This is a genomic window from Caproiciproducens galactitolivorans (assembly GCF_029266045.1).
GTDB classification, from domain to species: domain Bacteria; phylum Bacillota; class Clostridia; order Oscillospirales; family Acutalibacteraceae; genus Caproiciproducens; species Caproiciproducens galactitolivorans.
Genome location: NZ_JAJUFJ010000004.1, coordinates 1 through 12,544, shown reverse-complemented (window position 1 = coordinate 12,544; position 12,544 = coordinate 1). Strand labels below are relative to the sequence as shown.

The following is a 12,544-nucleotide window of genomic DNA, read 5'->3' as shown; positions in this document are numbered from 1 at the left end:
GTGATGGGATAATGAGAATTCAAGATATGCTTTCCATGGCCTTTGGAAATCTCTTTAAACGCAAGGTGCGGACTTTGCTGACAGTAACCGGCGTTATCATCGGTACCTGCGCAATTGTTGTTATGATGTCTTTGGGGATCGGCATTAAGCAGTCCATGCAAGATACGTTGAAAAACATGGGGGATTTAACGGTCATTACGGTGAATAGTACTTCGCAGTCCCCGGATGCCGCGGCTCTTGATGATAAAATGCTGAAGAAAATGAAAAAAATGGAACATGTTGCCGCCTTGACGCCGATTTTAAGCCTGGATTCATCAATGATCAGCATACAAAGTAAGAAGTACAAGTTTCAAGGGATGATATACGGTGTTTATCTGGATACCCTGAAAGATTTCGGATACAAAACGGAGAACGGCGAACTTCCTTCCGCCGGCGCAGACAAAACAACAATTTTGTTCGGGAAAGACGCGGAATATGATTTTATAGACATCCGTAAGTCGAGCAACAATATGATTTATCCGCAGCCGGATAAGAATGGCAAGATGCCAGATCCGTATGTCTGCCCGATGAAGGATAAGTTTCAGGTAACCGTAACCCTGCCCGAAGATTCGACAGCGACCGTCAAGCCCCTAAAGCTTCGGTGTGTTGGCACCCTTTCCGAAGATGGGGGAAAAAATCCGTATCCGAGCCATTCGATCTTTATGGATGTGACCTATGCGAAGGAATTGCAGGCAAAATACAATAAACTGAACAACGTAAAAAAGACCTCAAAAAAAGAAAGTTATGAAAGCGCAAGTGTAAAAGTGGATTCGATAGCAAATGTGCCGAAGGTGGAAAAAGCGATTAAAGAGCTGGGCTTCACAACGTACAGCATGGAAAATATTCGCAAGCCCATGGAGGAGCAGATGCGAACCATCCAGATGATTCTGGGCGGGCTGGGCGGCATTTCGCTTTTTGTCGCAGCGCTGGGGATTACGAATACAATGATCATGTCCATTTACGAGAGAACGCGCGAAATTGGAATTATGAAGGTTCTTGGCTGCGTTGTAAGGAATATCCGGACCATGTTCTTAATTGAATCGGGCGCAATCGGCTTTATTGGCGGCGTAATCGGGCTGGCGCAAAGCTATGCCATATCGTTTGCCATCAATACGCTGTATGCCACAAGTGGTGATCAAGGAGGCGGTGCAGCCGGAATGATAATGGAAGGCACCGCGGGCGCGGCGGGCCAAATATCGATTATCCCTCTATGGCTCGCGCTTGGGGCGTTGCTCTTTTCAACGATGGTTGGTTTGCTTTCCGGCTTTTATCCTGCGAACCGCGCGGTTAAAGTCAGCGCGCTGACGGCGATAAAACAGGAATAATTCTTTTCAGAAACTGGCAGAGCGGTTTCGAAAAAAATTAAAAATTTTTTATCGATAAATGTTGACAAGAGTTTGCCTTTTCAGTATAATAGTACACGTTGCTCATGGCAAATGGCTCGGTAGTTCAGCTGGTTAGAACGCTAGCCTGTCACGCTAGAGGTCGTCGGTTCGATCCCGATCCGAGTCGCCATTTGCTGCTATGGCTCAGTTGGCAGAGCACATCCTTGGTAAGGATGAGGTCACGCGTTCGAATCGCGTTAGCAGCTCCAAAACCACCGCTAGATGTAGGTTTAGCGGTGGTTTTTTATGCATTTTAATTTTATAAGAAAATCAGCCGTTTTTACAAATAACAATGGCTGCGAATTGCGCCAAGTTGCTGACGGTTGTATACACGTTGCTTACAATTTGCTGCTTTAAAGCCTTATGAAACACAACTGGCTATCCTTAATTTTTATAATTCCGTTCCGTACACTTGCGGAAGTTGTTCGGGTTTTTCTTTTTGCCCACGCCGCAAATGAAAAGGCTCCTACCTTAACCGGTAAGAGCCGCCGCAGAGTAAGTAATTTTAGGAGTCTACCTCACCTCCAAATCTCATAGCACGAATTCTATTTTACAGAGTTAATGAATCCAATTGATGAAGAAATTTTTAAGAATTTGAAAATAAGGCATGTTCAAGGAAAACTTACTGTGGAAAGAATGAAAAACTCCGAAACCTTTTCGCTTGCGCTAACCGAAACCGCTGTTGAATCCTGGGGAAAAAGAGGGGTCGATCTTTTTCTTCAAAATTCAACAAATTTTTTGAAACTTTTGTCTTGACATAGAATACATGTTATGCTAATATAATAAGGTCGTCATGCGAGAGTGGCGGAATTGGCAGACGCGCATGGTTCAGGTCCATGTGAAAGCAATTTCATGGGGGTTCAAGTCCCCCCCCTCGCACCATTATTATCAGGGTCGTCGATTTGACGGCTCTGATTTCTTTTTCCCGTATTTTCTTCTTAGCGTTTTGCTTTGCAGTTATTTACAAATCACACAATGAAAAATCCATGCGCCCGGTCTGTACCGGCACATGGATTTTTTTGTGCTTTTTTCGGGCCTCAGAGAACCTGTTTTTTCTATATGGGGCAAGAGATAGGGTAAGCGGCGCTTTTGTATAGGCAGGCCATAGTCGGGAATCCGATACCTCATAAAATTTATAAATAAATCGAATTTTGACCTTGCGTTTCGTTCTTTTTAGTGCTATAGTATTTTATAAATTATGACAAGACACATGTATATACATATAAAGTAGAGGCTGAGAATTCGAAATGACGGAGAGCATTCAAAATAGAATTCGGTTATTAAAAACCGAAAAAAATGCAATTATACTTGCGCATTACTATCAAAGCCCGGAAGTGCAGGAGATAGCGGATGCAGTTGGCGATTCTTATGCTTTAAGCAAGCTTGCAAAAGAGTGCAGCGAGGATGTGATCGTCTTTTGCGGCGTCAGGTTTATGGCTGAAAGTGCGAAAATATTATCGCCCGATAAAACGGTGATTCTGCCCGTAATTGACGCCGGATGCCCCATGGCGGAGATGGCCGGCGCCGCGGAAGTAAAGGCAATGAAAGCGCTTCATCCGAAAGCCGGGGTCGTCTGCTATATTAATTCCACCGCGGAGGTGAAAGCGGAGTCGGATGTGTGCTGTACATCCTCTAATGCTGTGGATATTGTGCGGAAAATGGAGCAGGAGGAAATCCTGTTCCTTCCCGACCGGAATTTAGGGAACTTTGTACAGGAAAAGGTGCCGGAGAAAAAAATAATACTGTGGGATGGCTTTTGTATAACGCATAAAAAAGTAAAAGCTGAAGTAATTGAAAAGGCAAAAGCAACCCATCCTGGCATTCAGGTATTGGCGCATCCGGAATGTGACAGGGCTGTCTGGGAACTGGCGGATTTTGTAGGCAGCACCGGAGAAATCATAAAATATGCCGCAGCGAGTGCTTCGGAAAAATATCTGATTGTAACGGAACAGGGCGTACTGTATGAGCTTCAGAAAAGAAACTCCAATAAGAAATTTTATACTCCGTATGGTTCTATGACATGCGTGGACATGAAGAAAACCAGGCTGGAAGATGTATATAACTGCCTGCAGAATATGCGGTATGCGATAACGGTTGAGGAAGAAATAAGGCTGAAAGCCTATAAAGCTTTGGCCAATATGCATATTTTGGGAAGGTGATTCTTTGAATGTGTATTTTGATGTACTGATTGTCGGAACCGGGGCCGCGGGAATGTACGCCGCTTTAAACCTAAGACAGGATTTAAAGGTGTTGTTAATTACAAAAGCAGAAGCGGCAGAATGCAACAGCTATCTTGCCCAGGGCGGCATTGCCGTGGCAAGGGATGAAAACGACCTGGATTCCTTTGTGGAAGATACCTTAAAGGCTGGAAAATATGAAAATAATGTTGAGGCTGTAAAGGTTCTGGCAAGAGAATCAAGAGAGAATATTAACCAGCTCATCCGATACGGTGTGGAATTTGACAGGGAACATGGGGATTTACAATATACAAGAGAAGGCGCCCACCGCATTAACCGCATCGTACATTGTAAAGACCAAACCGGAAAAAAGGTCACGGAAGCCCTTTATAAGGAGGTAAAGAGAAGGAGGAATATTACGGTTTTTGAAGGCACCTGCCTGATTGATATCCTCCGGGTGGGAAATACCTGTTGCGGAGGAATCGCTGTCAAAAACGGGGAAGTCTTTTTCATCCATTCGAAATTTGTCCTATTGGCCTCCGGAGGAATAGGCGGTTTATTTAAAAACTCCACGAATTATTGCAGCGTAACCGGCGACGGAATTGCTATAGCGTTGAAGAACGGGATAAAAGTAAAAAATCTAAATTACATTCAAATACATCCTACTGCCTTTTATGAGGAAGCGCCGAACGGAAGAAGGTTCCTGATATCCGAGGCTGTCCGCGGAGAAGGGGGAAAACTGATTAACAAAAATAAGGAAAGGTTTGTGGACGAGCTTTTGCCGAGGGATGTGGTTTCAAAAAAAATCTTTGAAGAGGAAGAGAAAACGCATATGCCCTATGTGGGGCTGGACATCACATTTAAACCGGCCGCCTATCTTGTGAAAAGGTTTCCGGGAATCTATCGAGAATGCCTGAAAAAAGGAGTGGATATTACGCGCAATGTGATACCGGTAACACCTGCGCAGCACTATTTTATGGGCGGAATCGAAGTCGATTTGTATGCCCAGACATCCATGAAGAACCTTTTCGCCTGCGGCGAGGTAAGCTGTACCGGGGTTCACGGGGCGAACAGGCTTGCGAGCAATTCTCTGCTCGAGGCTTTGGTGTTTTCCAGAAGGGCGGCTAAGCTTATCAACAGTACGATTGATTTTGTGAATAGGCTTGATGCGAAAGCGCCCGACATCCCTCTAAATCCGGATATAGAACAGAAAAGGAATCGGGAAATTGCCATTCAGAAATTCAAGGAAGTAATTGGGGGATTAAAAAGTGAATTGGTTTCTTGTTGATTCGATAATCAAAAATGCTCTTCTGGAGGATATTCCAAACGAAGATATTACCACGGTAAATACGATAAGCACGGACAGCAGATCCTCAGTTGACCTGATCGCAAAGGAAAACGGTATCATTGCAGGACTGGAAGTTTTCAAGCGTGTGTTCCGTTTATTGGGGGACGTCTGCGTGGAATGTAATGTTTCCGATGGGGACCGGGTTACGGAAGGACAGATTCTTGGAAAAATTACCGGGAATACAAGGGCCATATTAAGCGGAGAGAGGACGGCACTGAATTTTTTACAGAGGATGAGCGGCATTGCTACCCTTACGAATCAATTTGCCGCAAAGCTGGCGGGTACCCATACCAAGCTTTTGGATACCAGAAAAACTACGCCGAATTTAAGGATTCTGGAAAAGTATGCTGTTAAAGTCGGGGGAGGGTGCAACCACCGATTCAACCTTTCCGACGGCGTATTGTTAAAGGACAATCATATCAGCGCCGCGGGTGGAATCAGGAACGCCATCAATCTCGTGAGGGCAAATGCCTCATTTGTCAGAAAAATTGAAGTGGAAACCGAAACGATTGAACAGGTGCAAGAGGCTTTGGAAGCCGGAGCGGATATCATCATGCTTGATAATACGGATCTGAAAACAATGAAAGAAGCGGTAAACATGATCAATAAAAGAGCTGTGACAGAGGCATCTGGGAACATAACGCTTGACAATATTGCGGATGTCGCCGCGTGCGGAGTCGATTATATCTCTACCGGCGCTGTAACCCATTCCTTTAAAGTATTGGATATCAGCATGAAAAATCTCAAGAACATTTAAACAGAGTTTTACGATTCAAGTCCGTTTGCCATATGGAAGATTCCGTTTTATATCCTCATGCAAAAATCACCTTCAGCCCATCCAGCTGAAGGTGATTTTTGCGTTACTTTCTTTCCAAGTTATTCCTGAGGGCTTTCTTCCCGAAACGTTACCACACCGTTTTCCATACGGTCAATAATAGCGAGGCTTTGTAAGTTGTACCCCTCGGCGCGAAGCCTATCCCCGCCGCCCTGGAATCCTTTTTCAATTACAATGCCGATTCCCGCGACAGAAGCGCCGGATTGGCGGGCAATATCCAGAAGCCCCCGCTGTGCCTTTCCCGTCGCCAGAAAGTCGTCCAGAATCAGTATACGGTCATTTGGGGACACAAAGCGTTTTTCCAGCATGGCGGTGTACTCGTTTCCATGCGTATAGCTCATGATTTTTGACGTGTAAATATCCCCGTCGATATTTTTGCTTTCTGTCTTTTTGGCGAAAACAACCGGTACACCGAAGTACTGCGCTGCAATGCAGGCAATCGCGATTCCGCTTGCTTCTATCGTGATGATTTTTGTGATTTTTTCCTTGCTGAATAAACGCTTGAATTCTTTCCCAATTTCATTCAGAAGGGCAATATCAATCTGATGATTCAAGAAGCTGTCCACTTTCAGAACATTGCCTTCTTTTACTTTCCCATCCCTGCGGATTCGTTCCTTTAATAATTCCATATTTCTTCCTCACGCTGCTTTAATTGTTTGATATTCCTTACATTTTACCCGATTTTCAGGTGAACTGCAAGGAAGTTTCGACACGAAAGGCAGGCGGCAAATTGGGCGTATGTACCTTCCTTTTTATTGGAGCGAAGCTGTTTAGGGAGTTTTGCATTTTCATTGGGATTGTGGCGCAGAGAAAATATGGAGAAAATGGAGCAGTGCGCAAACAGGTGTAAGCACAATATTGTACTGTTTTAGCGCATTGCGAATGGGATTCTGCGGTTATCACGACTGCTCGGATGATGGCATGTTGGCCCCGGCAGATTCCACTTTTGGTTCCTTGCGGCGGTTGTACAGGCGGACTGCCGTAATGATAACGCCGACCATGCAGACGGTAGCGCCTGCAATATAGGCTAAGCGCATGCCGAAAATAAACGCATCATTGCGCCCCGGAACATATCCGGTTACGTGTTTTCCGATTTTCCAGCTCATTCCGGCGTACAGAATTGCGGTGGACATGGCGATGCCTATGGTAAATCCGACATTGCGCACCAGCGCGTTCACGCTTCCGCCAATACCGAGCTTTTCCGGGGGAAGCATGGACATAACAAGGGAATTGTTCGGGGACTGGAATAGTCCGTTCCCAAAAGACATAATGCCGATATATAACCCCAGTATCCAGTAAACGGGATGCTCATTCAGGGTCGCTATCAGGTACAGGCCCGTGCTGGTAAGCAGAAGGCCGATCAGCGTTAAGACTTCAGAGCCGATTTTGTCGGAAAGATATCCGCTGGCGGGCGCGACCAACGCGAGGATTACCGGGTAGATCGTCATATAAAGCCCGGCTTTGCCTGGAGACATATTCAGCGCGTTTTGCAGGTAAAACGGCAGGATGATATTGGAGCACGAAATTGCCACGAAAGAGGTAAAAGCGCAAAAGATACTTACGGTAAACCATTTGTTTTCGAAAATATGAAGGTCCAGCAGGGGAGCTTTTGCTTTCTGTTCAACCATATAGAATGCGGCAAAGGACACAACCGCCACGGCAAAAAAGAGAAGAATCAGCCAGTGCGTATAGCCTATGGTTTGTCCATACTCCAATGCGATAAACAGCGGGGCAATTGCAAAAATAAACAGGAAGCTTCCCCATAAATCCAGCTTTTCGTCGGATACGGTGTCCTCTGGCCCTGAAAATTTCAGGTTTGCAAAGTAAGCCAGCAAACCAATCGGTACGTTTACCCAGAACAGATACTCCCAGCTTGCAAAGGAAATGATCAGCCCGCCCAAAGCAGGGCCGACCATTGTTCCTAGGGCGACAAAGGTACCGTTGATTCCAAGCGCCCGCCCGCGTTCTTCCGGAGGGAACGTTCTGGCAATAATGCCTTGGCTGTTTGCCATGCTTGCCGAAGCGCCGACCGCCTGAATTGCGCGTGCCAACAGGATCAAAGGTAAAGTGCGCATCAAGCCGCACAAAAACGAGCCGATTGTAAAAATTAAAAGGCCGAAGCGGAAAATTTTGCCCTGCCCTTTTAAGTCGCCCAAACGGCCGAATATTAAAATACAGAAGGTAATTACAATTAAATAGGCGCTTACGACCCAGGTGATTAATCCGGTTCCTACATTCAGCGCTTTTGCCATGGAGGGCAGAGCCACGTTCACAATACTGCCGTCTAAAGTGTTCATAAAAGTGGATATGACGGTTATCATTAACACAATCCACTTGTTTCGATCATTTTCTGTTGCTTTCGTTTCCACTATAACTTATCCGTCCTCTTATTTTCAGAATTGTTAAGCCGGTTTCTTTGTTTCATCTATATTGGAAATTTTGTCCAGCTTTTATGATACAACAAAAATTTTGTAATTACAACCGGTACTGCCGCCAAAACAGTCGGAATAATGTGAAAATTTAAACAACTGATTTTACTGAATAAATGTCGATTTACATAAAAAGCCTGCGGGGGAGAAATCACCCTGCGGGCTTTTCAGATGTAGTTTTAAACTTATGTTTAGCAGAGTGCAGAAAATTATACCATTCTGTGCGGGCCTTTTTGACGGCTGTGCTGCGAACAAAGCTCCAGCCGGTCGCATTTTTCCTGGAGACATCGTATCTGATTTTTTAATTCGTCCAGGTCGCAACCGTTTGCTTTTTCGGAAGACTTCTCCTGCTGATCCAGTTGCGCGGCCCAGGATAATAACAAACCGCCCACAGCAACGATGAAATTGCCAAGAACGTTCAGCTCGCCGGCATCCAGATTGTCAGATAGTAAAAAAGCCAATACAGTTGCAAGAATCACCAGTTCACAGGGCTCTAAGGAAGTCAGGTTTTCCATAAATCATCACCAGTTTATTTTATGCTGGCTCGGTCGATATTGTATTTTGGATTCAAGCGAAAAAACGAAAAAATGGCTGCCCGCGACAGACTCTTTCGGCGGCGAATTTGCCAAATTGTATAATTTTATTTTCGGTGTTCTGATTATCCCTTTTTAAATAGTGAATGTGTGCGATTTATTTTTGCACATCGGAAATAAGATGGTGGCCGGCATTATAGAATTCAACAGCGTATGAAGACTGCATTAAGAAGGGAAAACATAAAAGGGACAATCGCATTTCCAAATTGACAGGAATACTATAGTACTAGGAATGGGGGATGTTATGCAGAAGGTAATGATTCGTTTTTTTAATAAAGAACTTGGCTATGAAGCGGCAAAATTTTTAAAAAATCTGGGTTATCAGGTAAGTACGGTTGGTAAGACGTATTGGATCGATAAATACCCGATTATTTCATGCCTGATTCTTGAAGTTGAGTACGAATAACAGGCTTCGAATCTTAGTGGAAAATGTTAACAAATGGCATTTGCGCTTGCTTCTTACTACATTTTGGTTTATAATCGAACCAGAATTTTGTATTGTTTATAGAAAGAAAACGGAATCAAATATACAATTTTTATTAATAAATTGGAGTGGTAGGATTGAAGCACAAAACAAAGCGCATTGTTGCGGCAGCGATTTCCTTTGCATGCACCGCCGCGGTTACGGTGAGCCTTGTGCCCACGATTGCGGTTACGGCTGCTGTCACGGCTAAAACAACGGATTATTTAAATCTTCGCGAAGGCGCGGGTATAGATAAAAAAGTGATTTTAACCCTCAGCAAGGGGGTTGCGGTCACAATCCTTGATAATTCCAATGCAACATGGGCGAAGGTACAAACCGCAAGCGGAAAACAAGGGTATTGCAGCAAGCAATATCTGAGTATCCCCGGTTCCGGGGCTACGAATTCCCCTTCTGTTTCGGGAACGGCTTCCACAGCGGTCACGACAGATCGTGTAAATCTTCGGGCGGGAGCGGGAACCTCGACAAAAATCATGGCAACGCTCCCAATTGGTACAAGCTTAAAAGTAATGGACGCTTCCAATCCTGCATGGGTTAAAGTCCAGACTTCCGATGGAAGGCAGGGTTATTGCAGCACACAATACATACGCATATTGGCTGCTTCTTCCGGCGGGGTCGCCTCTGGGAATACTTCCTCAGGGAGTTCTTCCTCCGCTTCTATAACGGCGGTTACGACGGACTATCTGAATCTGCGTCAGGGTGCCGGTACGAATTTTAAGGTGCTGGTTACAATCAGCAAAGGAACGGCGCTTACGGTTTTGGATAATTCCAATCCATCTTGGGCCAAGGTACAGACTCCGGATGGAAAACAGGGATATTGCAGCAAGCAATATTTAACATTTAAAAATAACAGTTCATCCGGAAGTTCATCCGGAACGCCGTCCAATTCCGGCTCTTCCTCAAATTCAAGCACATCCGGTTCGGTTACGGCGAAAACAACTTCAAATCTAAATGTAAGAAGCGGCGCGGGAACGAGTTTCGGGATTGTTATGACGCTGCTCAACGGCACGTCCGTTACCGTTCTGGATAATTCGAATGCGCAGTGGGTCAAAATTAAAACCAGCGATGGAAAAACAGGATATTGCAGTAAGGAATTTCTGCAGATAACAGATACTGGCTCCAATACAAATCCAAATCCGGATCCGGGTACAGGTACGGGTGCGGATACTGGCACCGATACGCCCCCGGACGTTGATACCGGCTCAGACAACGGTTCGGATTCCCATACCATCACGGGTGCCAGCGTTACTGCGGACATGCTCCGCTTGCGCCAGGATCCGAGTACGAGCGCAAAGATCCTTGCCAACCTACCGCGTGGAACTAGCTTGAAGGTTCTCGATACTTCGAATTCTTCCTGGACCAAGGTACAGACTTCCAGCGGGTTGACCGGTTACGTCAGCTCGGAATATATTCAGATTCATTATTCGGATGATCCCTCCAATGCCTCATCGCTTTCCCTGTCAACTACTTCCTCAAAAATTCCGGCGGGAAAGACACTGTACATAAAAGCCAATGTTTCACCAAGTGGAACCTATATTAACTGGACAAGCAGCAATAATAATGTGGCGACCGTTTCAAACGGGTATGTATCTGCCGTTTCCACCGGGACAGCCGTTATTACGGCGAGTTCGGGCTCTTACAAAGCAACCTGCAATATTACCGTTACAAGTGCGGAGCCGGTGAGAACCGCCTTTGCTTCGCCGAATATTGCCAGCACAGGGGCGGCGGTTACGCTGACTGCTGTTACCGATACCAGCCGGGATGCGGTTCAGTTTGTCATCCAGAGTCCGGATGGAACAAAGCAAACCGTCAATGCGGATTCCTGTACGAATGAATCCTGCCAGAATGTAACGACAAAAAAGTGGACCGCTACGACGACTTTCTATTCGCCGGGAACCTATACATTCACCGCGTACTCCTCCCAGAATGGGAATATGAGTACAACCGGTTTTACGTCGAACGCATATGTATCCTCTCAGCAGGATTTTTCGACTACCACGAGCGAAGAGCGCCGCGTCAGCGACCAGATGATCGCCCTGATTGCCAAATGGGAGGGCTACAGCCCCACCGTTTACGCCGATCAGCTTACCGCCAATCAGGTGCCAACCATTGGCTACGGCTGTACCTTCGGAGCGAACGCAGTCTTTTACAACAATTTGACCGAAACGGAAGCCTGGTCGCTCCTAGTCAATAAAATCAATAATTCCTCATATACTACGGAACTAAATAAAATGATTAAGAACAACCATTTTCTGATGAATCAGAATCAGGCCGACTGTCTGATCAGCTTTGCCTATAATGTAGGCGCGGGCTATTTCAACACCAGTTCTCAGGTCGATTTCCGGACGATTATGAGGAATGCGGTCGTACCGCCGACGATTTCCGGCTCTTTGGCGGCAACTGTGACAAAAGATACGGTCGTTCGCAGCGAACCAAGCATTAACGGTTCCGAGGTATGCAGTATATCCAACGGAGCCTCGATAGATGTTACCGATACCAACTTTTCGAATCCGAAAGACGGCTGGTACAAAGTACGGGCTTCCAACGGCAGCGAAGGCTGGGTAAACTCAGGCTATGTGTGCCTTTCGAATGCCGATTCCCTTACGCATGACCTGAACTATACCAACGCCTACGCTATGGGAACGGAAATGCTCCGCTGGAGTCAGGCGGGCGGCAAATTCTATACCGGCCTTTTCTACCGGAGGCTTGGGGAAGTTAATGTCTACAATTACGGCGATTATGACGCCGTACGGTATAACAAATACAGCTACACCTATCCCAGCGGTGCGGCCGGTTTAAGTTAAACAAAACCGAATCGTTTAACGCCTTCTGTCTGCCTGTCAGAGGGCGTTTTGCTATATCCGGATGATTTTATTGCACCTAAGGAAATACTGATTAATTGAATATAATATCCACCAATACAACTTTTACATCATTTATCTGTGTTGAAAACTTAAGCTTTTATAGCCTTTAATCAAGCAAATTGTTGAAAACTTCTGCTTTTAGGCGCACCTGTGCCACGAATTATGCTGGCTGTTTTTGCCAACCACCGCTTCGTGCACACATCAGGAGGTTTGCGCTTGCTGCAAGCAGGTACAATCTGTTCAGATTTTTAGGGAACCTCTGAATAAATGGCCAATATCTTCAATTTCACTCAGGTCTGAGCCAAGTTTGCTGAATTTCCCCCAAAAATGGTGTTTTTCCGCCGTTTCAACTTCATTTTCTCTTGTGCGCCCGTCAAAAAGGCGCACTATGCC

9 protein-coding genes and 3 tRNA genes are annotated in these 12,544 nt (G+C 45.6%); 9 read left to right on the top strand and 3 right to left on the bottom strand.

Features of this window, described 5'->3' with window-relative positions; genetic code table 11:
- The first annotated feature begins 11 nt into the window (after nucleotides 1–11).
- The 7 genes from P9B68_RS04430 (at nucleotide 12) to nadC (ending at nucleotide 5,706) form a co-directional block, all read left to right on the top strand.
- The gene (locus P9B68_RS04430) at nucleotides 12–1,364 is read left to right on the top strand and encodes an ABC transporter permease (RefSeq protein WP_277668517.1); all 1,353 of its coding nucleotides are present in this window, start codon (nucleotides 12–14) and stop codon (nucleotides 1,362–1,364) included.
- A 113-nt stretch (nucleotides 1,365–1,477) separates the two neighbouring features.
- Nucleotides 1,478–1,554 (top strand) — tRNA-Asp (locus P9B68_RS04425).
- Between the two features lie 3 nt (nucleotides 1,555–1,557).
- Nucleotides 1,558–1,633 (top strand) — tRNA-Thr (locus P9B68_RS04420).
- Nucleotides 1,634–2,219: 586 nt separating this feature from the next.
- Nucleotides 2,220–2,306: transfer RNA gene (locus P9B68_RS04415), tRNA-Leu, on the top strand.
- 365 nt (nucleotides 2,307–2,671) lie between these two features.
- A complete protein-coding gene (gene nadA, locus P9B68_RS04410) occupies nucleotides 2,672–3,583 on the top strand; it encodes a quinolinate synthase NadA (protein ID WP_135656918.1) in 912 nt (303 codons plus the stop codon).
- 4 nt (nucleotides 3,584–3,587) lie between these two features.
- Nucleotides 3,588–4,889, top strand: a complete 1,302-nt coding sequence (locus P9B68_RS04405; RefSeq protein ID WP_135656920.1) for an L-aspartate oxidase — start codon at nucleotides 3,588–3,590, stop codon at nucleotides 4,887–4,889.
- The gene (nadC, locus tag P9B68_RS04400) at nucleotides 4,870–5,706 is read left to right on the top strand and encodes a carboxylating nicotinate-nucleotide diphosphorylase (protein ID WP_135656922.1); all 837 of its coding nucleotides are present in this window, start codon (nucleotides 4,870–4,872) and stop codon (nucleotides 5,704–5,706) included. Before P9B68_RS04405 ends, nadC begins: the two co-directional genes overlap by 20 nt.
- A gap of 119 nt (nucleotides 5,707–5,825) precedes the next feature.
- Here the strand turns inward: nadC and P9B68_RS04395 are convergent, their stop codons facing one another.
- The 3 genes from P9B68_RS04395 to P9B68_RS04385 form a co-directional block, all read right to left on the bottom strand.
- Nucleotides 5,826–6,413, bottom strand: coding sequence for a xanthine phosphoribosyltransferase (locus P9B68_RS04395; RefSeq protein ID WP_135656924.1), 588 nt, complete (start codon nucleotides 6,411–6,413; stop codon nucleotides 5,826–5,828).
- Nucleotides 6,414–6,683: 270 nt separating this feature from the next.
- Complete coding sequence (locus P9B68_RS04390; RefSeq protein WP_135656926.1) at nucleotides 6,684–8,105, bottom strand: MFS transporter; 1,422 nt, start codon at nucleotides 8,103–8,105, stop codon at nucleotides 6,684–6,686.
- A gap of 317 nt (nucleotides 8,106–8,422) precedes the next feature.
- Nucleotides 8,423–8,728, bottom strand: coding sequence for a hypothetical protein (locus P9B68_RS04385; RefSeq protein WP_135656928.1), 306 nt, complete (start codon nucleotides 8,726–8,728; stop codon nucleotides 8,423–8,425).
- A gap of 322 nt (nucleotides 8,729–9,050) precedes the next feature.
- Here P9B68_RS04385 and P9B68_RS04380 point away from each other — a divergent pair, with 322 nt between their 5' ends.
- A complete protein-coding gene (locus P9B68_RS04380) occupies nucleotides 9,051–9,212 on the top strand; it encodes a hypothetical protein (RefSeq protein ID WP_167875125.1) in 162 nt (53 codons plus the stop codon).
- 155 nt (nucleotides 9,213–9,367) lie between these two features.
- Complete coding sequence (locus P9B68_RS04375) at nucleotides 9,368–12,091, top strand: SH3 domain-containing protein (RefSeq protein WP_135656930.1); 2,724 nt, start codon at nucleotides 9,368–9,370, stop codon at nucleotides 12,089–12,091.
- The last annotated feature ends 453 nt before the right edge of the window (nucleotides 12,092–12,544 follow it).